Source organism: Hymenobacter algoricola (assembly GCF_039539525.1).
Taxonomy (GTDB): domain Bacteria; phylum Bacteroidota; class Bacteroidia; order Cytophagales; family Hymenobacteraceae; genus Hymenobacter; species Hymenobacter algoricola.
In genome coordinates this window covers 146820-173396 of sequence record NZ_BAABDH010000012.1, presented here as the reverse complement: position 1 = coordinate 173396, position 26577 = coordinate 146820, and the positions used below count along the sequence as shown (strand labels likewise).

The following is a 26577-nucleotide window of genomic DNA, read 5'->3' as shown; positions in this document are numbered from 1 at the left end:
GGCGGTCAGTCGACGACAGGACAAATGGTGTGATTGGTCTTCCCATCCAAAAGCAACGTCCAATCTGCCTTTTTGTTCAAAAAACTCTCCTGACTAAGCACTAGGAGGTCTGACGTGCCGCCGGCTCTGCCAACAAAAAAAGCCTCTCCAGATGCCGGAGAGGCTTTTTACTGCAAACAATCAAAGGTCTAACGCAGAGCCAGCTTCTGGCTGATGCCCAGCTCGGGTACGGTGAGCTGATACACGCCCGCGGGCAGGGCCCTGGTCACGGCCAGCCGCAGCTGGTTGGCGCCCGAGTACATTTTGGCTTTCTCCTCGTGTACCAGCCGGCCCGTCAGATCGAACAGGCGTAGCGTCACGGTCTGCTCCACGCTGGTTTTCAGCGTCAGCTCAATGCGGTCCGACACGGTAGGGTTCGGGTACACGGCCAGCTCGGCTTTATCCGTGGTGAAGACGGGCGCCGGGGCAGGAGTGGCCGTTACCGTGGCCTCGCGGGCCGTCATCGAGCCGCTCACCACCGTGGGTGCCGTGTAGGTCGCCTTCACGAAGGCGCGCTGGGCGGGGTTGGCCGTCGAGGCGTTCTTGGCTTTCAGCGAAATCCAGCCGGCGGTGGTCGGCGTGTAAGTACCCGTCAGGTTGCCCGTGCCGGTTCTGCTGCTGACCAGCGTACCGGCGTTGTTGTAGAGCGCCACCGTGAGGCTGCGGGTAGCATCGGTCGGAAACAGCGTGTAGGTAACGGTTTTGTTGGCATCGGAATAGATGCGGCCGGCCGTGCGCAGGGCTGTGGAGGCGGCCGGCAGCTGGCCACCCTGCTGCAACGAGCGGGTGTCTTTGTCGCCCAGGTCGTCGGCCAGCTCCCACTCCTGGGTGGTGCTCAGCGCGGGGCGATTGTAGTTAGTGCCGATGCCCGTGGGGGCCCACACCGAGTAGCCGCGGCGGCCGCCGGCGGCCGTGCCGTTGCAGGGCGGCGTGTTGATGGAAACCGTCTGCGCGCCGCTGACCGTCACGGTGGCCGTGCCGTTGGCACCCGAGTAGTCCTTCAGCACGGTGCCCGGCGCGAAGTCCGTCGAAACCGTGCTGTTCTGCCAGGCGCTGAAGTTGTCGTTGATACCGATGATGGCCTTGGTGCTGCGCTCAATCACGAGGTGGTCGGCGGCCTGCCAGCGCACCTTGTAGGCGCCTTCCTTGAAGCGCAGGTTCTGGTGGCACCAGATCAGGTTTTCCACGTCGCCGCGGGTGGGCAGGTCGGTAGCATTCTTGGGGCTGTGCGAGTAGCGCTTGCCCGTGTTGCCCACGTTAAAGAGGTCTTCGAAGAAAATCTGGGGCGAGCCGTCCAGGGCCAGGGCGGCGGCGTAGGTGGCCGACAGGCGCGGATCAAACGGGTCGATGTGCGGGGCCAGCTCCGAGCCGGAATTCCAGCCCGTGTAGTTGCCCGTGGCGCCCACCTGGGGCCGGAAGGTATCGTGGTTGTTCACAAAAGGCACCGTGCGGTGCACGTACTGCCCGTTGATGAGCACCACGCGGGTGCCCTGCTGGTAGCCTGGCAGGCTGCCGAGGTCGAAGTTACCGCCCCCGCTCACAATGCTGTAGAGGCCGTTGCGCAGCGAAAAGTCGAAGGTGCCGGCCCGGTTCTGTACGTTGCCTACCCAGCTGTCCATCTGCCCCGAGGAGCCCACCCATTCGCCTACGGCATACATGGAGGTGCCGCCGTTGGCCCAGCCCGCGTTGCTTTGCAGGTTGTAGAGGAAATCCTCCATGGCAAAGTCGGGGAAGTGCTTCACCGCATCGAGGCGTACGCCGTCGAAGCCTTCCTGCTTTTTGTACCACACCAGCCAGTTGCGGCCGTTGTTGCGCATATAGTCACTGCCCTGAGCCGGGTTGAAGGTGGCGTTGGAGCTTTGGCCGTAGGAGCCGGCGTAGTAGCTGATGTCGGGGCCAAACAGCACCGAGTTTAAGTCGCCGGAGGTAGAGTTATTGCCCTGGTTGGGATTGAATTTTTCCCAGTTTTTGGAGAACCGTCCACTGCGGGCCAGGTAGTTGGTCGCCGACTCATCCGTCGCCGGGGTGGCGTAGCTTACGTAGCGAAAGTTTTTGTACTTACTGGTGGTGCCGTCTTCCCAGGCGCCCGGGTCCTGCCCGCCCGCGCCGTTGGCCGAGCCCGCCCCGTCGTTGTGATTCAGCACGATGTCCTGCACCACTTCGATGCCGTTGGCGTGCAGAATGGCCACGGCCCGCAGCAGTTCGTCCTTGGTACCCAGCCGCGTCCCGACAAACCCCTTCTGGTACTTATCCCCGAGGTCGTAATTGTCGAAAGGGGAGTAGCCGTTGCCCTGGTTGGCGTTTTTGATGGACGGGGGCAGCCAGACGGCATCCACGCCCATGGTCTTCAGGCGCGGGGCCAGGTCGGCAATGTAGTTGGCCCAGCCGTTGGGGTAGTTGGTGTTCCAATAGTCCCACCAGAAGCCCTGGAGCACCACTTTCTGGGCGCGCACCGGGTTGCCGGTCAGGGTGAGGAACAGGGCAAGGGCGCCCAGCAGCCAACGGCTGGGCCGGTGAGTAAATTTTTGCATTCGTACGTGGGAATTTGGTTGGAAAAGGAGCAGGAAGGAAAAAATTACTTGCGTAATAAATTTCGATTGTAAGGTATTCACGAATATGATATTTACAATGCAATGCCAAAATTTTTACCTTCACCCGGCTCCCGGGCACTCGTCGGGAATCAATTGGATGTGAACGATGTTTGATGCGCTGAGGCATCGCAAGGCACCTAGTTTGCGTATAAGCATTTGTAAGGGTTTCCAGCATTTTGGAGGCCTTTCTCACGTCTGAAATACCCCAGTAAATGGAAAAGCCAAGTGTAACCCAGCGCAAGCGTCTCAAGATCCGGGCCCGTCGACTGCTGACGCGCCGGGTGCTGCCTTTCGTGGCTGCTTTGTTTCTTGCTACTCCCATGGCCACCCCGGTCAGCAAGTCGCTGGCGCATGCCACCGATGTGCAGACCAGGCAGCCCTCGGCCAAAGCCGTGCAATCGGCTTTCTTTACCCAGCAGATGCAGGAACTGTACCGCGAGCTGAACCTGGAGCAGCAGGGCCTGCAGTACGACGTGTTTGCCAAGGCCATGACTGGCTACCTCAACCTGGAAAAGGAAGGGAAGCTCGGCGACAAAAAGCTGCTGACGGTCATCGACTTTGACCTTCCCTCCACCGAAAAGCGCCTGTGGGTGCTGGACCTGGCGGCTAAGCAGGTAGTGTTTCACACCTTGGTAGCCCACGGGCACAACTCGGGCGAGAACATGGCCACGACGTTCTCCAACGAGAATGAGTCGAACATGAGCAGCCTGGGCTTCTACGTGACTCAGAGCGAGTATACCGGCAAGCATGGGCGCAGCCTCAAGCTGCAGGGCGTCGACGAAGGCTACAATACCAACGCGCTGGCCCGCTCAGTTGTGATGCACGGCGCCGACTACGTGAGTGAGGCCTTTATCCAGCAGTACGGCCGCCTGGGCCGCAGCCTCGGCTGCCCCGCGCTGCCCATGGATCAGTACGAACAGATCATCGATAGTGTCGGCAACGGCACCTGTCTGTTTCTGAACGGCAACGACTCGTCCTACTCTTCGAAATATCTCGATCAGGACATAGCCATGAACACGCTGCTGGCCAGTAACGGCTGATTAGCCGGATAAACAAAAAAAGACCCTTTGCACGCTGTAAAGGGTCTTTTTTTGTTTATCCAAAGCCGGCTGCTAAAGTTTTAGCCCGAATTTCGCGCCTACCGACTCCAGATCTTTTAGCACGGGGTCGAGCAGCGGAATACCGTCGAGGAGGCGCACGGCGGCCATTTCACGCTCCGGGTCGCCGGGAACAAGCACTTGTTGCCCGGGCACGGCTTTGGCATTGCGGAAAGTGGTAATCCAGTTATCCATGTGGGCCTTGAACTCGTCGGCAGGACGGAAGGCATCAACACGCATGGCCCCGAAGAAGTGCCCCAGGCCCTGCCCGACCGGATCGGCGGGCGGCTGCAGGAAAGCCACGAAGGGCGGCACCCAGGGCCCGTAGTTGGCCCCCGACAGCACCGCGGAGAAGATATCCACCACGCTGCCGAGGCAGTAGCCTTTGTGGGAGCCGGTTTCACCCCCGAGCGGGAGCAGGGCGCCGCCGTTTTTCACGGCATTGGCATCAGTGGAGCCCGATCCGTCGGCATTCTGAACCCAGCCCTCGGGCAAGGGCTTCTGCTTGCGCTGGGCAATTTCGAGCTTGCCATTGGCGGCCGTGGTGGTGGCGAAGTCGGCTACGAAGTCGGGCTGGTCACCGGCGGGAATAGCCACGGCAATCGGGTTGGTACCCAGCAGCCGGTCGAGGGAATTTGTGGGCGCCACCAGCGGGCTGGCATTGGTCATGGCTATGCCAATCATGTCGTGGGCCAGGGCCTTCATGGCGTGGTAGCCGGCAATGCCGAAGTGGTTGGAGTTTTTCACCGACACCCAGCCCGTACCGACCAGCCGCGCTTTTTCCAGGGCAATGGCCATGGCCTTCGGGGCTACCACCAGGCCCAGCCCCCCGTCGCCATCCACCACGGCGGTGCTGGGCGTTTCGTGTACGATGCCCACGCGGGGCGTGGCGTTGATGCGGCCGGCTTCCCACAGGCGCACGTAGCCTGTCAGCCGGGCCACCCCGTGGGAGTCGATGCCGCGCAGATCCGCCGACAGCAGCACTTCGGTCGCCAGCGTGGCATCGTCCTCAGGGCAGCCAATGCCGCGAAACACGGATTCGGTGAAGGCAAAAAGGTGGTTGTAGGAGAAGGTGGTGGTCATGGCAAGGAGGATGGGCAGGAGATGCAAGGCAGGTTGTTCCCAGCCCAGCCGAGGAATCCTGCAGGCTGACGTCTGATTGGCAATCCAGCGCAGTACCTGGGATGCTGCGCCTGCACGTGGGGTTCTTAACCAGGATTCAGCATTTCCGAAAGCAGACCTTCCTTGAGGGCGTAGGCCGACGCGCGGATATGGCTGAACCCGTAGGTTTGGAGCACGAAGTCAATCAGCACGCAGGCCACCACAATCATGTCGGCGCGCAGGGGCGTCATGCCGGGCAGCAGCAGGCGCTGGGCGTGGGTGGTAGCCAGCAGCAGGTCGTGACTTTCGTAGAAGCTGGCCAGGGAAATGGCCGTTTCGGGCGGCGGATTAAGGCCGCGGGCTTCTCCCTGGCGGGCCGCCTGCAAATCCCCGAGCGTGTCGAAGGTGCCCGACGCGCCTACCAGGGCCCGGGGGCGGTAGTGCTGCACGGCGGCCGTGAGCGGGGCCAGCTGCTGGGCCAGGTAGTCCTGCTCGGCCCGCACGTCGTCCGGGGTGAGCGGGTCGTGGCGGAAAAACTGGTCGAGCAGCCGCTGCGCCCCGATTTCGAAGCTCTGCTTCCAGAAAATGACGTGCTGATCGGCAATGATAAACTCCACGCTGCCGCCGCCGATATCCATGAGCAGGTGGGGCTCGGTGCCCAGGTCCACGGCCTGGCGGACGCCCTTGGCAATCAGTTCGGCCTCGCGGGCCCCGGCAATGATTTCCACTTGGATGCCATTCTGCTCGAAGATGTCCTTTACCAGCTCGGCCCCGTTGCTGGCGTTGCGCACCGCGCTGGTGGCCGTGGCCCGCACTTCCGTCACCTGATGGAGCTCGATTTCCTCCTGAAACGCGGCCAGCGTGTGCAGGGCGCGGGCGTAGGCTTCCGGCGCAATTTCACCCTTGCTGATGCCGCCTTCGCCCAGCTTCACGCCCACCTTGGTGCGCAGCAGCACCAGCGGCTCGCTGTGCCGGGCCTCGGGCAGCTCCACAATCAGCAGGTGAAACGTGTTGGTGCCCATGTCAATGAGGGCGAGGCGACGGTGACGCATGTTGGTTTATGGTTAGTGGTTTTTAGTTTCTGGTTTTTCGGTCCACGGGTAGATTGGTTGAGCGACGGAGGCCAAAAACCAAAAACCACTAACCATAAACCAGGAAATCAGGTGGCAAACCGGCAGAACGTGCCCAGCGGCAGCTTGCGCTGGCCCTGGTCGTGCAGGTAGATTTCCCCGATTTCGCGGGTCGAGTGGGTTTTGGGGAAGATGTCCGTCACCAGGTTATCCAGAATCAGGGCCGAGAAGCCCAGCGAGTACAGGTTGATGAGGAAGAAGTGGTCCTGGGGGTCGAGCAGCTCTTTGCAGAGCTTCAGCAGCTCATTGAGCTCGTCTTCCAGCTGCCACTTCTCGCCGTTGGGGCCGCGGCCGTAGGCGGGCGGGTCCAGAATCAGGCCCTGGTACTTGCTGCCGCGCTTCACTTCGCGCTTCACGTACTTCATGGCGTCCTCCACCAGCCACCGCACCCCGTCGATGCCGCTGGCCTCCATATTGTCGCGGGCCCAGAAGTTGACCTGCTTCACCGAGTCGAGGTGGGTGACGTCGGCGCCGCCGACGCGGGCGGCCAGCGTGGCCGCGCCGGTGTAGGCAAACAGGTTCAGCACCCGCGGCGTGGCCGCCTTGCGCTTCTTGGTTTGCTCGTAGATAAACTGCCAGTTGGGGTCCTGCTCGGGAAACAGGCCCACGTGCTTGAACGACGACATACCCAGCCGAAACCGTAGCTTCAGCCCGTTCTGGTCGTAGTTGATGAGCCACTGCTCGGGCGTGCCGGGCTTGATTTTCCACTGTCCGCGCTCCTGGCTGCCCTTTTCGCGGGTGAAGGTGGCGTTGGCCCGGCTCCACTCGGCCACGGGCAGGTGCGGGTCCCAGATGGCCTGGGGCTCGGGGCGGGCCAGGACGTGCTGCCCAAAACGCTCAAGCTTTTCAAAGTTGCCCGAGTCGATCAGCTCGTAGTCGGGCCAGGTGCCGGTGGTAAGAAACGAATACATAGAAGAAAGCTAGGCCGCCGCCGGGCGGGGCGCTAAAGGTAGGGCATCCGATGTGAACCCGCCTTTTGGTCCGGCGCTTTACCTTCCTCCGGCCCCTTTGTGTATTTTCGGTAGCGCACCAGGCTACCGCTGCAGGCAATAACCGAACTCGCCCGCACTGCCGATCAGCTAACCCGCGGCTGCGGAGGGAATGAGTGTCAGGGCTATTCTTTGCTGGCTGTACTAACCTGCTAAATCGGGCTGCTGTTCTCCCGGCCGTTTCTTGCCATCTTTGTGCTTCGCTATGAATATGACTCTCACCTTCCACAAATACCAGGGCACCGGCAACGACTTCGTACTGCTGGATGACCGGAGCCAGCAGTTCGACGTCACCGACTACTGCCTCGTGCGCCACCTCTGCGACCGGCGCCGCGGCATCGGCGCCGACGGCCTGATCCTGCTGCGCAACCATCCCGGCTACGACTTTGAGATGGTGTACTTCAACGCCGATGGTTACCTGGGCTCCATGTGTGGCAACGGGGGGCGCTGCACCGTCGCCTTTGCCCGGCACCTGGGGGTAATGCAGGAAAAAACCCGCTTTCTGGCCGCCGACGGCGCCCACGAAGCCCATATCGATGCTGCCGGGCTGGTGCACCTGCGTATGCAGGACGTGCTGGGCCAGCAGGAAATCGACGAGTTGGGCGTGTTCCTCGATACCGGCTCCCCGCACCTGGTCCGCTTTCAGCCCGCCAGCACGCTGGCCGAGCTCAACGTGGTGGTGGAAGGGCGGGCCATCCGCAACAGTGAGCGGTTTCGGGACAAAGGCACCAACGTCAACTTTGTAGAAAGCCCCGTGGCCCCCGACCAGCCCTGGCAGGTGCGCACCTACGAGCGGGGCGTGGAAGATGAAACCTTCTCCTGCGGCACGGGCGTCACGGCGGTAGCACTGGCCGCTTCCCGCCGCGGCGCGGTCAGCCCCGTGCGCCTGCGCACGCCCGGCGGCGACCTGCAGGTTGCCTTCGAGGCCCGCCCCGATGGCTCGTTTAGCCAGGTCTACCTCAGCGGCCCGGCCCTGCGCGTGTTCGGCGGGCAGGTAGACGTCTAGACAAGCCGGCCAGCCGCTCCGCAGCAAAGCCGGCCGGGCGGCTTTGCTGCTTCACTCATATCCAGTCCCAGCACCTATGCTCCAGTCCGGTCCGGTATTGCTGCGCGCCCTCGAAGAGTCCGACCTGGAATTTCTGTACGCGCTGGAAAACGACCCCACCATCTGGGGCGTTTCCGATACGCTGGCTCCCGTGTCGCGCTACTCCCTGAAACAGTACCTGGAGCACGCCGGGGCCGACTTTCACGAAGTCCGGCAGCTGCGGCTGGTGATTTGTGCCGGCCCCGGGGCGCCGCCCGTCGGGACGCTGGATCTGTTCGGCTTTGAGCCGCTGCACCAGCGCGCCGGGGTCGGTATCACCATTCTGGCGGCGGCCCGGCGGCACGGCTTTGCCCAGGCTGCTCTGGCTTTGCTGCTGCCCTACGCCCGCCGCACCCTGCGCCTGCACCAGCTGTATTGCACGGTAGCGGCCGACAACAAGGCCAGCCTGCGCCTGTTCCGGCAGGCGGGTTTCCGCCGCGTGGGTGTGCGGCAGCAGTGGCTGCGCCGGGAAAACTCGTGGCAGGACGCAGTAGAATGGCAATGCCTGCTGGCAGACGACAAAGCTGAGGGCGAAGTAGTTAGCATTCGGCTGGTAACGGGCTGACCAGTAGTGTTGAGCTTAGGCCGGGAGGCGGAAGAAGGCCGGTATCTTTTTGAAGGTGCCCGCGTATAAGAGTAGCGCACCGAAAAAGCTGGGAACTGCTACCAGGGTCCGAAGCGCCAAACTTACTTTCTAGCCTTTCTTTTATGCTGCCGCCCTCTACCGCTGCGGATGCTCCTACACGCGCCTCTGTAACCAACGCTGACCACGCTGTTTCCTCTTCCCAATCTGTTCCCGCTGCTGCCGGGCTTCCCTATTCGCTTCCCGACTTTGTGTGCTTTGCGCACCTGCACTGGGATTTTGTCTGGCAGCGGCCCCAGCACCTGTTGTCGCGTTTCGCGCAGCACGGGCGGGTTTTTTACGTGGAGGAGCCCTTCATTCACCACGACCAGACCGACGCCAGCTTTGCGCACGTCGAAGTAAAAGAGCGCCAGAACGGAGTCAAGGTAGTGGTGGCTCACCTGCCCGCGGGCCTGTCGGAAGAGGCGGCTGATGCCGTGCAGGCCCGGCTGCTGACGGCCTTTTTCGCCGCCAACACTATAACCCAAGCCGTCTTCTGGTACTATACCCCGATGGCGCTCAGCAAGTCGCGCCACCTGACGCCGGTGCTCACCGTATACGACTGCATGGATGAGCTGGCGGCTTTCAAGTTTGCCCCGCCCAAGCTGCGGGAGCTGGAGCAGGAGCTGTTTCGCAAAGCCGACCTGGTCTTCACCGGCGGACAGAGCCTGTACGAAGCCAAAAGCCTGCAGCACCACGATGCCCACGCCTTCCCGAGCAGCATCGACAAGGACCACTTCGGTCAGGCCCGCACTCCCCTGCCCGAGCCCGCCGATCAGGCCCCGATTGCCCACCCGCGGGTCGGCTTTTTCGGGGTGGTAGATGAGCGGCTGGATATTGCGCTGCTGGGCCAGCTGGCCGATGCCCACCCGGAATGGCAGTTTGTCATCATCGGGCCGGTGGTGAAGATTGATCCGGCTGAGTTGCCCCGCACGCCCAACATTCATTACCTCGGCGGCAAGGACTACACGGAACTGCCTGCCTATCTGCGGGGTTGGGATGTAGCCACGCTGCTGTTTGCCGACAACGAGAGCACGAAATTCATTTCTCCGACCAAAACGCCCGAGTACCTCGCGGCCGGCAAGCCAGTAGTTAGCACGCCCATCCGGGACGTGGTGCGGCCCTACGGCGAGCTGAACCTGGTGCAGATTGCGGCCAACGCCGACGATTTCGGCCAGGCCATTGCCACGGCTCTGCACCAAACCAAGGACGCGGACTGGCAAACCCGCACCGACGCATACCTGGGGACCATTTCCTGGGACCTGACCTGGCAGCAGATGGTGACGCTGATGCAGCACAGGCTGCAGGGCAAGGGCTAAGCTCAACCGAACTGCCGGCGCTCCGACCCCGTACTACCCGTATTATCTTCTTCTCCACCGCCATTCTTTCCACCAACACCCGCTTCGCTATGTTCGATTATCTCATCGTTGGGGCCGGCTTTGCCGGCAGTGTGCTGGCTGAGCGCCTGGCTACCCGTTCGAATAAAAAAGTGCTTATCATCGATAAGCGCAATCATATTGCCGGCAACGCCTACGACCACTACAATGAGGACGGCGTGCTGGTGCATAAATACGGCCCGCACATCTTCCACACCAACTCCAAGGACGTATTCGAGTACCTCACCAACTTCACCGACTGGCGCCCCTACGAGCACCGCGTACTGGCCTCCGTCGACGGGCAGATGGTGCCGATGCCCATCAATCTGGATACCATCAACAAGCTCTACGGCCTGTCGCTGAACAGCTTCGAGGTAGAGCAGTTCCTGGAGTCGTTGGCCGAAGACATTCCGGTTATCAAAACGTCGGAGGATGTGGTGGTAAGCAAAGTCGGCCGCGAGCTGTACGAGAAGTTCTTCAAGAACTACACCCGCAAGCAGTGGGGCATGGACCCCTCGGAGCTGGATAAGTCGGTGACGAGCCGCGTGCCCACCCGCACCAACCGCGACGACCGGTACTTCACCGACACCTACCAGGCCATGCCGCTGCACGGCTACACCCGCATGTTTGAGCGGATGCTCGACCATCCCAACATCAAGGTGATGCTGAACACGGACTACCACGAAATCATTGATTTCATCCCCTTCAAGGAAATCATCTTCACGGGTCCCGTGGATGAGTATTTCGACTTCAAGTTCGGCAAGCTGCCCTACCGCTCCCTGGAGTTCAAGCACGAGACGCTGAACGTGGAGAAGTTCCTGGCCGCACCGGTGGTCAACTACCCCAACGAGCACCTCTACACCCGGATTACGGAGTTTAAGGCCCTCACCGGCCAGCAGCACCCCAAAACCAGCGTGGTGTACGAATACCCCAAGGCCGAAGGCGACCCGTACTACCCGATTCCGCGCCTCGAAAATGCCGACCTGTACAACAAGTACAAGAAGCTGGCCGACGAGACGCCCAACGTGCACTTCGTGGGTCGGCTGGCTACCTACAAGTACTACAACATGGACCAGGTCGTAGCTCAGGCCCTGACGCTGTACAAGAAGCTCACGGAGAAAAACGAGGAAGCCACCCAGGCCAAAAAGCCCGCCATCAGCGGCTCGACTTCCCTAGTGGAAAAACTGGTGAGCCGCGCTCCGGCCAAGGAATAGAGAGCCCGCCTCAATCCCGAAAAAGCACGACCTGCCCGGTCGTGCTTTTTTGTTTTCCACTGCGCCGGATGTCAGTAAGATGAAGGTTATTTTGTTTGATGGCAAGCGGTTGCAGCAGCGCATAGCTCGGGAGGAATATCTGAGATGCGCACTTTTCGGGGCGGTGCTGCGCGGGGATGGCCTCTACCTTTCGGGGGTAATTAACACACCACCATCTTACTGCTGCGAAAATGAATAGGCGTCTTGGATACGTGTGCGGCGGGTTGGCAATGATAATGGCCGGCAGCGGCTGCCGGAAAGAGGATGGTCCTACCCTGGCGGAAGGCCAAGTGCTGGAAATGACCACCAACCAGCCCGTGCCCTACGCCTCGGTGGCCCTATACAGCCAGGCCGGCAGCGGCCTGCACTCGGGCTACGGACAAGCGGGGAAGGAAATCACTGCCGATGCCGACGGCCGGTTTAGCTTCAGCTTCGAGTCGGACAAGGGAGCCAGCTATATCCTGAAAGCCTCCTCGGCCAAAGGCCACCACTCGCACTGGGGCGAGGAGCCGGTACTGACCAACGGCAAAAAGAACCTGAACCTGCGCATTCCCATGGCCGCGCCGGCCTGGGTCAAAATTCGGGTGGCAGCGTCGACCGGACCAGTGCCGCACTCGATTCTGGTGTGGGGCCCGTGGCACGACTTAGGATACATCTCCACCCTGGACCTACGCCCCACCGACTACACCAACGTCAGCTACCACGTCATCGACTCGACCCTGCCCACGAAAAGCGTGCAGTGGGAGGTGAATTTCGGCGGCCAACTTACCCGCTACCAACAGGTTTTTTCCGTGCAGCCATTCGATACGGCCGAGGTAGTAGTGAAATACTGAAGCCTGACAACAATGCACTGAGTACAAACCCCGCACACTCTTTGAGGTACGGGGTTTTGTCGTTTCGGAGGTCGGGGCGGTGGATGGATGGCGATTTGGCCGGGAGATTCCCGAAAATCGCCTTAAATTTGAGGTACGCCCCGGCGTTTCAGCTTAAAAAGACCAGTATGTTAGATTTCTTTGGGAAGACCGTCGCCAAGCTTTTCGGTTCTAAATCGGACCGCGACTTGAAGGAGATTATCCCGTATGTAGCGCTCATCAACGCGGAATATGCCAAACTGGCACAGCTATCCGACGACCAGCTCCGCCAGCAGACCCAGGACGTGCGCGCCCGCATTGATGCCCACCTGAAGGGTATCGACGACCAGATTGCCGCCCTGCACGAGCGGATCAGCGCCGACCCGAACCTCGACATCACCCAGAAGGAAAAGGTCTTCGACCAGATCGACGAGTTGGAAAAGCAGCGCAACAAGGAGCTGGAAGCAGTGCTGCTCCAGGTGCTGCCGTCCACCTTCGCCATCGTGAAGGAAACGGCCCGCCGCTACAAGGAAAACGGCCAGCTGCTGGTAACTGCCACCGACTTCGACCGCGAAATAGCTACCCGCAAGGGCAACGTGACCATCAGCGGCGACCAGGCTACCTGGAGCAACAAGTGGATTGCCGGCGGTGCCGAAATCACCTGGGACATGGTGCACTACGACGTGCAGCTGATCGGCGGCGTGGTGCTGCACCAGGGTAAAATCTCGGAAATGGCCACCGGCGAGGGCAAGACCCTCGTGTCGACCCTGCCCGCGTTCCTCAATGCCCTGGCCCGCCGCGGCGTGCACCTGGTAACGGTGAACGACTACCTGGCCAAGCGCGACTCCGAATGGAACGCGCCGCTATTCGAGTTCCACGGTATCACCGTCGACTGCATCGACAAGCACCAGCCCAACACCGACGCCCGCCGCAGGGCCTACGCGGCCGACGTGACTTACGGCACCAACAACGAGTTCGGCTTCGACTATCTGCGCGACAACATGGCGCGCGAAACCGAGGAACTGGTGCAGCGCAAGCATCACTACGCCATGGTCGACGAAGTGGACTCGGTGCTCATCGACGACGCCCGGACCCCGCTTATCATCTCCGGCCCCGTTCCCCGCGGCGACGTGCACGAGTTCTACCAGCTCAAGCCCCGCATTCAGCTGCTGGTGGATGCCCAGAAAAAGCTGGTGCAGGACTATCTGGTGCAGGCCCGCAAGATGATCAAGGACGGCAAGGACGGCCCCAAGGAAGGCGACGGCGGCCTGATGCTGTTCCGCGCCTACCGCGGCCTGCCCAAGAGCAAGCCCCTGATCAAGTACCTGTCGGAAACCGGTATCCGGGCCGTGCTGCAGAAGGTGGAAAACCACTACCTGCAGGACAACCAGCGCCAGATGCCCGAGGCCGACATGCCCCTGTTCTTTACCATCGACGAGAAGAACAACCAGATTGAGCTGACCGAGAAAGGCATTGACCTGATTACGGCCCAGGGCGAAGATCCGCACCTGTTCATCATGCCCGACATCGGGATGGAAATTGCGGCCATCGAGAACAACAAGAGCATCGGCACCGAGGACAAGCTCCACCAGAAGGAGCAGCTCATGGCCGACTACAACGAGAAGAGCGAGCGGGTGCACACCGTGAACCAGCTGCTGAAGGCCTACACGCTGTTTGAGAAAGACGACCAGTACATCCTGACCGACGACGGCAAGGTGAAAATCGTGGATGAGCAGACCGGCCGCGTAATGGAAGGCCGCCGCTACTCCGACGGGCTGCATCAGGCCATCGAAGCCAAGGAAAACGTGCGCGTGGAAGACGCCACCCAGACCTATGCCACGGTGACGCTGCAGAACTACTTCCGCATGTACCACAAGCTGGGCGGCATGACCGGCACGGCCGAAACCGAAGCCGGCGAGTTCTGGGAAATCTACAAGCTCGACGTCGTGGTAATCCCGACCAACCGCGGCATTTCGCGCAAGGACGAGCACGACAAGGTGTATAAGACCGTGCGCGAGAAGTACAACGCCGTGGCCGACGAAATTCAGACCCTGGTGCAGGCCGGCCGGCCGGTGCTGGTGGGTACCACCTCGGTGGAAATTTCGGAGCTGGTGAGCCGCATGCTCAAGTTCAAGGGCATCCAGCACCAGGTGCTCAACGCCAAGCAGAACCAGCGTGAGGCCGAGATTGTAGCCGGCGCGGGCTTCCCCGGCACCGTCACCATCGCCACCAACATGGCCGGCCGCGGTACCGACATCAAGCTGCGCGAAACCTCCAAGGAGTCGGGTGGCTTGGCCATCATCGGCACCGAGCGCCACGAGAGCCGCCGCGTTGATCGGCAGCTGCGGGGCCGCGCCGGCCGCCAGGGCGACCCGGGCTCCTCGCAGTTCTTCGTGAGCCTGGAAGACAACCTGATGCGCCTGTTCGGCTCCGACCGGATTGCCAAGCTCATGGACCGTATGGGCCTGGAGGAAGGCGAGGTGATTCAGCACTCCATGATTACGAGCAGCATCGAGCGGGCCCAGAAGAAGGTGGAAGAAAACAACTTCGGCACCCGCAAGCGTCTGCTGGAGTACGACGACGTGATGAACGCCCAGCGCGAAGTGGTGTACAAGCGCCGCCGCAACGCCCTGTTCGGCGAGCGGCTGGAGCTGGACATCTGGAACATGATCTACGACGTCTGCGACGCCCTGGCCGACAGCCACAAGGCCAGCAACGACTTCGAGAGCTTCCAGCTGGCCGTCATCCGCGTCTTCGGCTACGACACCCATATTGCCCAGTCGGTCTTCAGCGCCGTACCGGCCGCCCAGCTCAGCCAGAAGCTCTACGACGAGGCCCTGGGCTACTACCAGAGCAAGAACGACCACATTGCCGGCAACACCCTGCCGCTGGTAAACGACCTGCTCAGCCAGAACGCCCCGTACGAGAACATTGCCATTCCCTTCACCGACGGCCGCAAGCAGGTGACGGCTGTGGCCAACCTGCGCAAAGCCCAGCTCAACGGCGGCCACGAGGCCATCCGCGGCATGGAGAAGGTGGTGGTACTCTCCACCATCGACACGGCCTGGACCCAGCACCTGCGCCAGATGGACGACCTGAAGCAGGTGGTGCAGAACGCGGTGTACGAGCAGAAAGACCCGCTGCTGGTCTACAAATTCGAGTCGTTTGAGCTCTTTAAGCTCATGATCGGCAAGGTGAACGAGGAAACGGTTTCGTTCCTCTTCAAGGCCGATGTGCCCATGACCCAGCAGCCCGGCCACGCCGAGGAGGTGGAGTACTACATCGAAGACGAGCTGCCCAAGCCCGCGCCGGCGCCCAAGCTGAAGGCCGAGAAGGAAGTATCGTCCATCTCGCTGGGCGCCGGCCCGGAGGATATGGGCCCCGAGGATCTGCCCCTGGAGAAGCAGATGCCCGTGCGCAGCCAGAAAGTGGCCAACCGCAACGAGAAGGTCAGCGTGCAGTACATGGACGGCCGCGTGGTGCGCGACGTGAAGTACAAGAGCGTGGAAGAAGACCTGGCCCACAACCGCTGCGTGCTGGTCGATTAAGCCCGAAGCCATCAGCAGAAAGTAAGAAAAGCCGGCCGCTTCATCCCGAAGCGGCCGGCTTTTCTTTGCCCGATTCTGCGACCTTTACGCACTCTTATTTCCTTAACACTTTAGGGCTGCTCCATGAAGGCAACAGCTATTGCCCGCTTACTCTCGCTACTGGCTCTTTTCGTCTGCTTCACCACCCGGGCACAGGCACAGGTTCTCAGCTGGCAATCTGTCGTGAGCCTAGCGGGTACTGCGGGCAACGGCACCGTTTCGGCAACGTGTATGGCCACGGATGCGGCCGGTACTGTGTACGTGGGCGGCCGCTTTAGCGGCACAGTCCGCATCGGCACGGTGGAGCTGACCAGCGCGGGCGGCAGTGACATGTACGTGGGCCGGTGGAACGGCAGCGCCTTCGACTGGGTGCAACAGGCCGGTGGCCCCGACAACGAGGAACTCAGGGCCCTCGCCGTGGGGCCGCAGGGGGTATATGCCGCGGGCTACTTCAGCAGTGCCGCCGCCACCTTCGGCGCTACCACCATCACGGGAGCCGGGTCCCTGGATGCCTTTGTGGCCAAAATCACCCAGTCAGGCAGCGCGGCCAGCTTCACCTGGGCCCGCAGCCTCGGGGGCGCGGGCCTCGACGTGGTGGAGGGTCTGGCTGTGGCCGGCAGCACGGTGTACCTGACCGGCTCGTTCAGCGGCTCCCTCGCGTACGGGCCCCGCACCTACGTCAGCGCCGGTGGCTCTGACATCTTTCTGGCCGCCCTCACCGACCAGGGCTCCACCAGCACTCCGGCGTGGTTTACCGGCCTGGGCGCCGCCGGCTCCGACGCCGGCCGCGGCGTGGCCGCCAGCGGTACCAGCGTGTACCTCACCGGCTGGTTTGAGGGCACCATGGTGGTGGGTACCACTGTGCTATCTAGCACGGGGAGTACCGACGTCTTCGTCAGCAAGTTCACCGACCTCGGCACCGCTCCCCAGCCCATCTGGACCCGGCAGGCAGGAGGAAGCCAGGGACAGGCCCTGACAAACACCATCGCCGTGGAGGGCAGCAGCGTCTACGTCGCGGGGGGAGTTGCGGGCACTGCTGCCTTCGGCCCTCTGAGCCTGACCAGCGCGGGCCTCGGCGATGCCTTCGTGGCCAAGCTCACCGACGCTGGCACCAGTGCCGACTTCATCTGGGCCCAGCGCCTGGGTGGGGCCGGCAATGACGTTGCCTTCGCCATCGCGGCCCGCTTAGGCGCAGTATACTTGGCCGGCCAGTTTGAAGAAACCGCGGCGGGCCTGGGCGCGACCGTGCTGACCAGCGCCGGCCGCAGCGACATTTTCGCCGCCCGCCTGACCGACACCGGCCCCGCCGCCACCGTGGCGTGGGTGCAGCAGGCCGGCGGCCCCGGCTTCGACCAAGCCGTGGGTATCTTACCTACTGTCGCGGGCACCGTATAAGTGAGCGGCTTGGTGCAGCCCCCGGCCAGCTTTGGCAGCGTGGTGGTGACGCCCGCCAATAGTTTCCTCAACGGCTACCTGGCCACGCTGGCCGCCGCTGGCCCCACCGCCATCCGCCCCGCCGTGTTGTCCCTGCCCCTGTACCCCAACCCCGCCCATACCCGCGTCTCGGTGCCCGCTGCCACGGCGGCTACCATCCTGACCTTGGTTGATGCCCTGGGCCGGGAGGTGCGCACGGCGGCGGGTTCAACCCTGTCGGTGCAGGGCCTCGCGCCGGGCCTCTATCTGCTGCGCGCCGTCACCCCCGGCCAGCCCCGCCGGCCTCGCCCCGGAGCCGCTGTTCATCGTCTGTCATCCTGAGCAAAGCGAAGGACCTTGCCCCGGTAAGCCGGCGGCAGCGGTTACCGCCATTATTTTCTTTTCGTGGATCTACAACAGGCTGTCGACCATTGCCGGGAGTTTGTTGTGAATTGTATTCACGCTGTTGCGGATCTACAACAGCGTGTTGACCATTGACGGGAAGCCATTGTGGATCCACAACAGACTGTTGACCGTTGTCGACAAGTCGTTGTGGATCCACAACAGCGTGTTGACCATTGCCGGCAAGCTATTGTGAATCTGCAATAGCTTGTTGTGAACCGTATTTGGGCTGTTGTGAATTCACCATAAGGTGTCGAGGCTTTTGGGAAACAGTTGGCAAAGGGCTTGGCGGAGCATTTAAAATTTATCCTTCGGGGCAAGCACGACTATTAAAAAATATTCACATCTTAGTAGTGTTCTACGCCCCCTGCTATTCTACTCCTATTGCCTGTCGTTGTATTCCACCATTTCCCCTTTATACCATGCGTAAACCCAAGCTTATCGAAGACTACAACCGGCTGTCGTACGACGCCGTATCGCCGTTTGCCCACAGCGCCGTGCGCCAGACCGGTGCCAGCGCCTTTATCACCGGGGGCACGGCCCTGGCCAAACCCGTAGCCGATGCCGTAGCGGCCCTCGACGCCGACGTGGCCGCCACCGACTATCCGACCCCCGCCCAGACGGCCCACCGCGACGAGCTGCGCACCCTGGTGGTGACGGAACTGGGTCGCCTGGCCAAGCGCCTCAACCTGGACTACCCGGCCAACGAGCCTGCCCTGCTCTCCTCGGGCCTTACCCTGGCCGAGGCCACCAGCACTGCCGCCACCCAGAAGCAGCTGTCCGCCGACGCCATCATGAGCATCGAGCTGCTCGACGGCACCCAGCCCGGGTGCGTGCTGGTGCGCTTCAGCCGGCCCACCGGTACCATTCAGAACCTGCTGCGCTATTCCACCGACGCCAAGCTGCCTGAGGAAAACTGGCTGGTAGCCACCGGCGGCGGCCGCGAGCGGCAGCTGGGACCCTTTGAGTCGGGCACCAGGATGTTTGTGAAGGCCGCCGGCCTCACCGGCTCTACTACCGAGCCCCAGTACTCGGCCATCAAAAGCCGTATCGTGCAGTAGCCGGGCCGATGATCGGTCCCCACTTTGCCGGGGGCCGCGCTGCCCGACAGTAGAGGCACCGGCGCCAAGGCGGATGCGGGGCTGGTGCGCTCTTAAACGCGCTTTTTTTTACTTCATTTTGCTTACTCCAAAATGCTTCCTTACGCTTGTTCGCGAGTGTTGCCCGTCAACCGATTCGTACTGCTCATACTGCTACTGCTGCTACTGCCGCCGGCTGTTCGGGCTCAGGCGCCCGCCTGGCAGGCTGCTATGGCTCTGAATACCATTGCCTCGGTTAGCAGAAGCGCTGCTGATGCCAATGGGAACGTCTACCTGACGGGCAGCTTTACCGGAACGGCCACGTTCGGCTCTTTCTCCCTCACCAGTGCCGGCGACCAGGATGTATTCGTGGCCAAATGGAACCCCACCACCCAGAGCTTCCTGTGGGCTCAGCGGGCGGGGGGGGCTGGCTACGATGCCGCTACTACCATAGCGGTGTGGGGTAATAGTATTTATATAGGGGGAAGCTTCCGGAGCGCCCCGGCCGCCTTTGGCAGCTTGACGGTAAGCAACGCCGGGTTTCTGAATACCAGTGATATGTTCGTGGCTAAGCTGACGGACGCCGGTAGCAGTGCCAGCTTCAGCTGGGTGCAGCGGGCAGGCGGGATGGGCGAGGACAGGGGGCAAGCCCTGGCCGTGAGTGGTACGGGCCTGTATGTGACGGGCGTCTTCGAAGGCTCTGCGGTAGCTTTCGGCAGCACCAGTTTGTCCAGCAATGGCATCAGTGACATTTTCATTGCCAAGCTGACCGATGCGGGTACCAGTGCTGGATTCGTCTGGGCCCAGCGCATGGGTGGCACCTCCTTCGATACGCCGAATGCCGTAGTCGTCAACGGTGCCGACGTGTACGTAGCCGGTAGCGTCACGGGGACCGTTACTTTCAACAGCGTCCCGCAGACGGGCACTCCCTTTGGCGATAGTGGCGGCGGCGGCGGCAACGGCGGCGAAGGCTTCGTGGTAAAGCTGACCGATGGGGGTACTGCCGGTAGCTACACTTGGATACAGCGCGCCCGCGGTCAGGGGTATGCCTCTGTGGAGGTGTCGGCCTTGGCCGTTGAGGGCACCAACGTCTACCTGGGCGGAAGATACTTTATCACGGGCGCTACAGGGCCATCGGTCACCTTTGGTAGTATCACCCTGAGCTATCCGGCGGGCAGCTCTAACTTTGGTGATATATTCTTGGCTAAAATCCTGGATGCGGGAGCCACTAGCAGCTTCATATGGGCCCAGCAGGCCCAAAGCCAGGATAGCTTCAATAGCATCAATAGCCTGCGGGTCAGCGGTACGAGCCTGTACATTGCCGGCAGCTTCTCCCGGCTTACCGGGGCTTTCGGCAACTTCGGGTTGAGCAGCGCGGGCGGGAGAGATGTATTTGTCGCGAAGCTTACCGATACCGGAACTGCGGCCGGTCCCGGTTGGGCCCAGCGCGCCGGTGGCCCCGATGACGATGTCGCTAATGACCTTGCCCTGACCGGCAGCAGCTTGCAGGTAGTAGGGTTGGCCAGTGCCCCGGCCTCCTTCGGCAGTCAGGTGCTGAGCCATCCGCTGCGGAACGTGCCCTTCGGCTTTATGGCCTCACTTACCGACCCCACCATCACGGCAGCGGCTGCCGCAGTAGAGGCGGAGAAGCTGGCGCTATACCCTAACCCCGCCCGCACCACCGTGCAGGTAGCGGCCGCCACGGCCACTACCACGCTCACGCTGCTAGACGCCTTGGGCCGCCCTGTGCGGACGGCCACCGGTTCCATGCTGTCGGTACAGGGCGTTGCGGCTGGGCTATACGTAGTGCGCGCTGCTACACCCGGACAGCCTGCGCGCATGGCCCGGCTGGTGGTAGAGTAGGGGTATCGGAGTATATCTTTGCCCGGCCGCCGGACCAGCGGAATGTATTCTGCCGCCGGCCTCCCCAAAAATGAGTACTATTAAGTGGCAGGCCGCTCCTCTCAAGAGGGCCTGCCATTACTCGTTTGTAGCCCCCACTCTATGAGCCAAATCTTTACCGACCTCGCCGCCCGCATCGACCACACGCTGCTGCGCCCCGACGCCACCCAGGACCAGATCCGCCAGCTCTGCGCCGAGGCGGCGGGGGCGCGCTTCGCCTCCGTGTGCGTGCCGCCCTGCTACGTGCGCTACGCCGCCGAGCAGCTGGAGGGTACCGGCGTACCCGTGTGTACCGTCATCGGCTTTCCGCTGGGCTACCAGATTACCAAGGTCAAGTTCTTCGAGGCCCACCAGGCCCTCACCGACGGCGCCACCGAGCTGGATATGGTTATCAACGTGGCCGCCTTTAAGTCGGGGCGGCTGGAAGAGGTGGAGGACGAAATCGGGCAGCTGGCCGAGCTGTGCCACTTCAAGAATGCGCTGCTCAAGGTCATTATCGAAACGGCCCTGCTCACGGAAGCGGAGATTGTGCTGGCCTGCCGGCTCTGCGTAAGTGCCGGCGCCGACTTCGTGAAAACCTCCACCGGCTTTGCCAGCCGGGGTGCTTCGGTAGCCGATATTAAACTGATGCGGCAAACGTTGCCGGGCAATATGCGCATCAAGGCGGCCGGTGGTATCCGCACCCGGGCGGCGGCCCTGACGCTGGTGGCGGCCGGGGCCGACCGGATCGGCTCTTCCAATAGCTTAGCTTTGCTGGAAGAACATGACTAACCTGCTTCGAAACGTGCTGCTATTCTCTGCCCTGCTGGCGCTGGGCGCCTGCGCGGCCTCCGCGCCCGCCGCTTCCTCCGTCGCCCCGGCCCCCGATACCACTCGCCGCGCCGCGGTGGCCCCGGCTCCGGAAGACCTGAGCCGCTACCGGCCGGTTTTTCCCGCCCCCCGCCCCACGACCATCCCGCCCGGCAGCGGCGCCCGAACCGCCGTGCCGCCCACCAACCAGGTCAATGCCCAGGTGGAGCAGCGCCTGCGCGACCAGGCCTACACCAACCAGAACGTGAAGTATGCCCAAGGCTTCCGCATTCTGGCCTACATCGGGCTGGAGCGCGACCAGGCCATGGCCGTGCGCCGGGCCGTCATCAGCCGCTACCCCGAGGAAACCGACTACCTGACCTTCAAGCAGCCCGTGTACCGCCTCTGGATTGGCGACTACCTCACCCGCCTCGAAGCCGAGCAGGCCATGCTGCGCATCCGCCCCCTGGCCCCCAAAGCCGAGCTGGAGCCGACGCAGGTAGTATTGAACAAAACGACTTTCTAAGCAAACAGCCACTCTGTCCCCGGCCCGGACGCCCGGGGGCCGCCGTTGAATTACTTCGCTGACGCCTGCGGGCCCCGGGTTTCGGCCGGCCCGCCCAGGCGTCCTGTTTTTGGTTTCTTTCCTATGCAGCACCTGCTTTCCCGCGTCAAAACCCTCGCCGCCGAAGCGGCCGCCGATACCGTGGCGCTCCGCCACCATCTGCACGCCCACCCCGAGCTGTCCTTTGCCGAGTTCCAGACCATGGCCTTCGTGAAGGGGGAGCTGGAAAAGCTGGGCCTGCAGCCCCGGACGCTGGCTACCACCGGCCTGGTGGTGCTCATCGAAGGCCGCAACCCCGACCGGCGCACCGTGGCCCTGCGCGCCGACCTGGACGCGCTGCCCATTCAGGAGCAGAACGACGTGCCTTACCGCTCCCGCAACCCCGGCGTGATGCACGCCTGCGGCCACGACGTGCATACCTCGTCTTTGCTGGGCACGGCCCGCATCCTGAGCCAGCTGCGTGCTGAGTTTGAGGGCACGGTGAAGCTGATCTTCCAGCCTGGCGAGGAAAAGCTGCCCGGCGGGGCTTCACTCATGATCCGGGAGGGCGTGCTGGAAAACCCGGCGCCGGCCAGCGTGCTGGGGCAGCACGTGTTTCCGCTGCTGCCGGCCGGCAAGATCGGGCTGCGGCCCGGCCGCTACATGGCCAGCACCGATGAGCTGTACCTGACCGTGCGCGGCAAGGGCGGCCACGGCGCCATGCCCGAGCAGAACCTCGACCCCGTGCTGGTAGCGGCCCACATCATCGTGGCGGCCCAGCAGATCGTGAGCCGGCGGGCCAACCCCAAGCTGCCCTCGGTGCTGTCGTTCGGCAAAGTCATTGCCAACGGCGCCACCAACGTCATTCCCAACGAGGTGTACCTGGAAGGCACGTTCCGCACCCTCAACGAAGAGTGGCGCGAAGAGGCCCACGGGCACCTGCGCAAGCTGGTGGAGGGCCTGGCCGAGTCGATGGGCGCGACCTGCGAGCTGGAAATCCGGCGCGGCTACCCCTACCTCGAAAATGAGCCCCAGCTCACGGCCCGCACCCGCGCCGCCGCCGAAGAGTACCTGGGCGCCGACAACGTGGTGGAGCTGGATCAGTGGATGGCCGCCGAGGATTTTGCCTACTACTCCCAGGCCGCCAACGCCTGCTTCTACCGCCTGGGTACCCGCGCCGCCGACGGCCGCTTTGCCGCATCGGTACATACCCCGACGTTCGACATCGACCATAAAGCCCTGGAAGTAGGCCCCGGCCTGATGGCCTGGCTCACGCTGCGGGAGCTGGCCCAGCACTAGCGTCCCGTCGTTTTTTCTTTACACTATCCCGTAGCTATGCATCCCAAATCCTGTTTTCTACTGGTCGCCGGCCTGCTCGTTTCTATGGGTGCCGCTGCCCAGCAGCGCGAAACCTTCCCCGGGGGCGCCGCCCTGCTGCCCGAGGCGCAGCTCGAAATAGCCCTGTCGGGGAACGACTATCTGCTGACCTCCTTCAGCCTGGTGGGCGCCACCCGCCGCTACTCTACCCTTGGCGTGGAGTTTGGCCAGTTTCGGGTAGGCTACGAGCATTTCTGGACTGACCACTGGAGCGGAGGCGCCACCGTGCGCTACGTGCCCCAGGGCAATCAGGGCAACGGCGAGCTGCTGGGCCTGCCCGGTATCGTCACGCCCGGTGTGCTGGTGCGCCACCTTGGTAAAGTTGGGCCCATAAGCCTGGGCCAGCGCCTGGGCCTGGAGTACGCCCTGGGCAATAACCTCGTCGGCGAAAGCCAGTTCTACAACCGCGCCCTGGTTCGCCTGCGCCTCGACGCCGAGCACGTATTTGCGCTCAACAAAATAGCCCTGCGCCCGCGCCTGGCCTATGAAGCTGCCGCTTACCTGCGCCTGCAGCGCAACGAAGAGCAGCTCAAGGAGCGCGTCATCGATTTTGGCAGCCTGCGCGCAGAAGTGGGCGGCCGCCTGTCGCCGTACTTCGACGTTACGCCGTGGGTGGCTTATCAGACGGCTTACCGCAACTCCTTACCGTTCTTTGATGCCCAGGGCAATCAGGTCAGCGGGGGCAAGGTGAACTACGTGACGCCCGCTGTCGGTCTGGATCTGCGCCTTACCGTGGGCGCCAATGCTGCCGCGGCCGAGCGGCAGGCGTTGCCCACCCAGCACTAGCCGCTTTACCTGGCAGGTATACTGACAAGACGACTATTGGTGCTGATGCAGCAATGGCTGTAGAAAGGATGAAGGGACCGGTTCTTTACCTTAAGCTGAAACGTTGGCAAAGTTGAATACGCAAAGTCAGGACTTTTTGCCTTGACGGGTTAGGGCGGGGCAGCTGGTACAGAATTTAGGGGGAGGGGATGTACCGCTCTGGTCTTTGCTCTTCCCCTGAACAGGCTGCTATCATGGCAACTCTGCGGTATACCCGTCAGCCTTCCGCTCGGCCTTCCCGCGCCGCCTTCAACTCCGCATTGCGCGAGCTGCTGCGCGACCCGCAGACGGCCCCGACTGCCTCTGGCGCTTCCTTCATGCTCCAGGCCGTTATTCTGGAGTCGGCCGCGGGCTTTGAGCTGGTGCTCCCGCGGCGCGGCCAAGGACAGCGTCTCGATTGACGTTCAGCAGGGCAGCTTCGTCATTGGCGGAGAGCGGAAAGCCTCCGCGCCGGATGCCGAGGCCGGTACCAGGTTCCGCCGCGTCGAAACGGCCTATGGCCCTTTCTCCCGCACGTTCCGCCTGCCCGAAACCGGGGCTGCCCCGGCCAGCGAAGCCGGGCTGCCCGACGGTGTGCTGCGCGTCCTGCGGCCCTTCGACCGCAAAAAAACTACCAGGCACCACATCGAAGTGCGCTAAGCCCTGGGCTGCGCCAACAAAAAAGGCACCCCGGCGGTGTCTTTTTTGTTGGCTTTGGTGTTAGTAGCTTAGAAGGCGGAATGCAACTCTATACCAGCCGGCGCGACTCTGACGTTAGCAGCCCGGCCGGGTTTTCCGGATTCATTTTTCTGCTGTAACTTCCCTTCAACTTCTTTCTGATAACCCTTCTCATTTCAACCCCATGCAAGCAAAACAGATGATGCTCGGCCTGCTCGGTTCCGCGGTTCTCGGCGGCGGCGTGGCCGTGGGTGGGTACAAGCTACTGGAGCCCGCGCGCACCAATGCGCCCGTGGTAGTAGCCGCCGACCCCAGCGTACGCTACACCAGTGAGCTGAAAAGCAGCAATTACGTGGTACCCGAAGGCTTGAACTTCGTGGCCGCCGCCGCGTCGGTAACCCCGGCTGTGGTGCACGTGATGACTGAGTACGGGCCCAAAGCCAACGACAACAACGCGGCCATGCGCATGGACCCCTTCCTGCGCCAGTTCTTCGGCGACGATGCCGAGCAGTACCACCAGCAGCAGGGTCCGCAGCAGGGCTCGGGCTCCGGCGTCATCATTGCCGCCAATGGCTACATCGTGACCAACAACCACGTTATCGACAAGGCCGACAAGATTGAGGTGGTCATGGACGACAAGCGCAAGTTCGAGGCCGAGCTGGTGGGGACCGACCCCAACACCGACCTGGCCCTGCTGAAGGTAAAGGCCGACAACCTGCCCTTCGTACGCTACGGCAACTCCGACAACGTGAAAGTGGGCGAGTGGGTGCTGGCCGTGGGCAACCCCTTCAACCTGAACTCTACCGTCACGGCCGGCATCATTTCCGCCAAAGGGCGCAACATCAATATCCTGCGCGACCGGCAGGGGATGGGAATTGAGTCGTTTCTGCAGACGGATGCCGTGGTGAACCCCGGCAACTCGGGCGGGGCGCTGGTGAACCTGAACGGCGACCTGGTGGGCATCAACTCCGCCATTGCCTCCCGCTCCGGCGCGTTTGAGGGCTACTCGTTTGCCGTGCCCAGCTCTATCGTGAGCAAGGTGGTGGACGACCTGCTGAAATACAAAGTAGTGCAGCGCGCTTTGCTGGGCGTAAACATGCGCGAGGTGGACGCCACGCTGGCTTCCGAGAAAAAGCTTAGCACCCTGAACGGCGTGTACGTGGTGGGCCTGACGGCCAACAGCGCCGCCGCCGCTGCCGGCCTGAAGGAAGGCGACATCATCACCGAAATCAACGGGGTGAAGGTGAACACGTCTTCGCAGCTGCAGGAGCAGGTAGCCCGCTTCCGCCCTGGCGACAAAATCAAGGTAGGCTTCCTGCGCGGCACCGATGCCCGCGTGGCCGACGCCACCCTGCGCAACGCCACCGGCACCACCGACGTGGTGCGCGAAAGCACCGGCCTCAAGTACGAAGGCGCTACCATCTCGCCGGTGAGCCGGCAGGAGCTGGGCAAGCTGGGCCTGGAAGGCGGCGCCAAAATCACCGGCATCAAAGGCTCCAACTTCAAGGAAACCGGCATTGCCGACGGCTTCATCATCACCCGCATCGACAAGAACCGGGTGAACAACCCGCAGGATGTGCAGCGCTACCTCGAAGACGCCAAGAACGGCGACGGTACCCTGGTGGAAGGCGTGTACCCCGACGGCCGCAAGGCGTATTACCCCATCGGGCAGTCGAACTAACTAGTCTGGCTGAGCAAAGCTTGGAAAGCCCTGTCACGCAAGTGGCGGGGCTTTTTGGTGGGGCTGTACATCGAACTCTCCGCCGTTGTCGCCGCCCGGAAAGCCCGGCCTACCGGCTGCCGCACCAGAAGCCGGTAGGCCGGGCCCGCGCCTATTTGTTAGCTTTACCTCCAGATTCCGCTACCTCC

The 26577-nt window shown here is 62.5% G+C and carries 22 protein-coding genes; 18 read left to right on the top strand and 4 right to left on the bottom strand.

The annotated features are described in order from the left end of the window. Window positions 1-188 precede the first annotated feature (188 nt). Complete coding sequence (locus ABD842_RS03075) at window positions 189-2570, bottom strand: alpha-amylase family glycosyl hydrolase (protein ID WP_345109891.1); 2382 nt, start codon at window positions 2568-2570, stop codon at window positions 189-191. A gap of 272 nt (window positions 2571-2842) precedes the next feature. Here ABD842_RS03075 and ABD842_RS03070 point away from each other — a divergent pair, with 272 nt between their 5' ends. After that, on the top strand, window positions 2843-3670 hold the full coding sequence (locus ABD842_RS03070) for a murein L,D-transpeptidase catalytic domain family protein (protein WP_345109888.1): 828 nt from the start codon (window positions 2843-2845) through the stop codon (window positions 3668-3670). A 72-nt stretch (window positions 3671-3742) separates the two neighbouring features. Here ABD842_RS03070 and ABD842_RS03065 read toward each other — a convergent pair whose 3' ends face one another. From ABD842_RS03065 to ABD842_RS03055, 3 genes are all read right to left on the bottom strand, one after another. Beyond that, window positions 3743-4810, bottom strand: coding sequence for an Ldh family oxidoreductase (locus tag ABD842_RS03065; protein WP_345109885.1), 1068 nt, complete (start codon window positions 4808-4810; stop codon window positions 3743-3745). Between the two features lie 125 nt (window positions 4811-4935). Then, window positions 4936-5880 carry a Ppx/GppA phosphatase family protein gene (locus tag ABD842_RS03060; protein WP_345109883.1) on the bottom strand — a complete coding sequence of 315 codons (945 nt, stop codon included), beginning with the start codon at window positions 5878-5880 and terminating at the stop codon, window positions 4936-4938. 107 nt (window positions 5881-5987) lie between these two features. Next, on the bottom strand, window positions 5988-6869 hold the full coding sequence (locus ABD842_RS03055) for a class I SAM-dependent methyltransferase (RefSeq protein WP_345109879.1): 882 nt from the start codon (window positions 6867-6869) through the stop codon (window positions 5988-5990). A gap of 289 nt (window positions 6870-7158) precedes the next feature. On the opposite strand from ABD842_RS03055, the gene dapF reads away from it, so the two are divergent. From dapF to ABD842_RS02970, 17 genes are all read left to right on the top strand, one after another. Continuing rightward, a complete protein-coding gene (dapF, locus tag ABD842_RS03050) occupies window positions 7159-7953 on the top strand; it encodes a diaminopimelate epimerase (protein WP_345109901.1) in 795 nt (264 codons plus the stop codon). Window positions 7954-8029: 76 nt separating this feature from the next. Next, on the top strand, window positions 8030-8596 hold the full coding sequence (locus ABD842_RS03045; RefSeq protein WP_345109876.1) for a GNAT family N-acetyltransferase: 567 nt from the start codon (window positions 8030-8032) through the stop codon (window positions 8594-8596). A gap of 269 nt (window positions 8597-8865) precedes the next feature. After that, window positions 8866-9972 (top strand): glycosyltransferase family 1 protein, encoded by a 1107-nt coding sequence (locus ABD842_RS03040; protein ID WP_345109873.1) that lies wholly within the window; start codon window positions 8866-8868, stop codon window positions 9970-9972. An 89-nt stretch (window positions 9973-10061) separates the two neighbouring features. Beyond that, window positions 10062-11243, top strand: a complete 1182-nt coding sequence (gene glf / locus ABD842_RS03035; protein WP_345109870.1) for a UDP-galactopyranose mutase — start codon at window positions 10062-10064, stop codon at window positions 11241-11243. A 230-nt stretch (window positions 11244-11473) separates the two neighbouring features. Further along, window positions 11474-12115, top strand: a complete 642-nt coding sequence (locus tag ABD842_RS03030; protein ID WP_345109868.1) for a carboxypeptidase-like regulatory domain-containing protein — start codon at window positions 11474-11476, stop codon at window positions 12113-12115. A 167-nt stretch (window positions 12116-12282) separates the two neighbouring features. Beyond that, a complete protein-coding gene (gene secA / locus ABD842_RS03025; RefSeq protein WP_345109865.1) occupies window positions 12283-15681 on the top strand; it encodes a preprotein translocase subunit SecA in 3399 nt (1132 codons plus the stop codon). Window positions 15682-15951: 270 nt separating this feature from the next. Next, window positions 15952-17115: a hypothetical protein gene (locus tag ABD842_RS03020; RefSeq protein WP_345109862.1), complete on the top strand. Its 1164-nt coding sequence runs from the start codon at window positions 15952-15954 to the stop codon at window positions 17113-17115. A gap of 12 nt (window positions 17116-17127) precedes the next feature. After that, window positions 17128-17475 (top strand): T9SS type A sorting domain-containing protein, encoded by a 348-nt coding sequence (locus tag ABD842_RS03015; RefSeq protein WP_345109899.1) that lies wholly within the window; start codon window positions 17128-17130, stop codon window positions 17473-17475. 482 nt (window positions 17476-17957) lie between these two features. Further along, window positions 17958-18596 carry a hypothetical protein gene (locus ABD842_RS03010; protein ID WP_345109860.1) on the top strand — a complete coding sequence of 213 codons (639 nt, stop codon included), beginning with the start codon at window positions 17958-17960 and terminating at the stop codon, window positions 18594-18596. Window positions 18597-18845: 249 nt separating this feature from the next. Beyond that, window positions 18846-20477 (top strand): T9SS type A sorting domain-containing protein, encoded by a 1632-nt coding sequence (locus ABD842_RS03005; RefSeq protein WP_345109858.1) that lies wholly within the window; start codon window positions 18846-18848, stop codon window positions 20475-20477. A 141-nt stretch (window positions 20478-20618) separates the two neighbouring features. Beyond that, window positions 20619-21287, top strand: coding sequence for a deoxyribose-phosphate aldolase (deoC, locus tag ABD842_RS03000; protein WP_345109856.1), 669 nt, complete (start codon window positions 20619-20621; stop codon window positions 21285-21287). Continuing rightward, on the top strand, window positions 21280-21831 hold the full coding sequence (locus tag ABD842_RS02995) for a sporulation protein (RefSeq protein WP_345109853.1): 552 nt from the start codon (window positions 21280-21282) through the stop codon (window positions 21829-21831). The genes deoC and ABD842_RS02995 overlap by 8 nt, the downstream gene beginning before the upstream one ends. A 123-nt stretch (window positions 21832-21954) precedes the next feature. Further along, entirely contained in the window at window positions 21955-23148 is a 1194-nt protein-coding gene (locus ABD842_RS02990) for a M20 metallopeptidase family protein (protein ID WP_345109850.1), read from the top strand. Between the two features lie 36 nt (window positions 23149-23184). Beyond that, complete coding sequence (locus ABD842_RS02985) at window positions 23185-24012, top strand: hypothetical protein (protein WP_345109847.1); 828 nt, start codon at window positions 23185-23187, stop codon at window positions 24010-24012. A gap of 233 nt (window positions 24013-24245) precedes the next feature. Further along, a complete protein-coding gene (locus ABD842_RS02980; RefSeq protein ID WP_345109844.1) occupies window positions 24246-24452 on the top strand; it encodes a hypothetical protein in 207 nt (68 codons plus the stop codon). Beyond that, window positions 24406-24690: an Hsp20/alpha crystallin family protein gene (locus tag ABD842_RS02975; RefSeq protein ID WP_345109841.1), complete on the top strand. Its 285-nt coding sequence runs from the start codon at window positions 24406-24408 to the stop codon at window positions 24688-24690. Before ABD842_RS02980 ends, ABD842_RS02975 begins: the two co-directional genes overlap by 47 nt. Window positions 24691-24892: 202 nt before the next feature. Further along, window positions 24893-26389 carry a Do family serine endopeptidase gene (locus tag ABD842_RS02970; RefSeq protein WP_345109839.1) on the top strand — a complete coding sequence of 499 codons (1497 nt, stop codon included), beginning with the start codon at window positions 24893-24895 and terminating at the stop codon, window positions 26387-26389. Window positions 26390-26577: the final 188 nt, after the last annotated feature.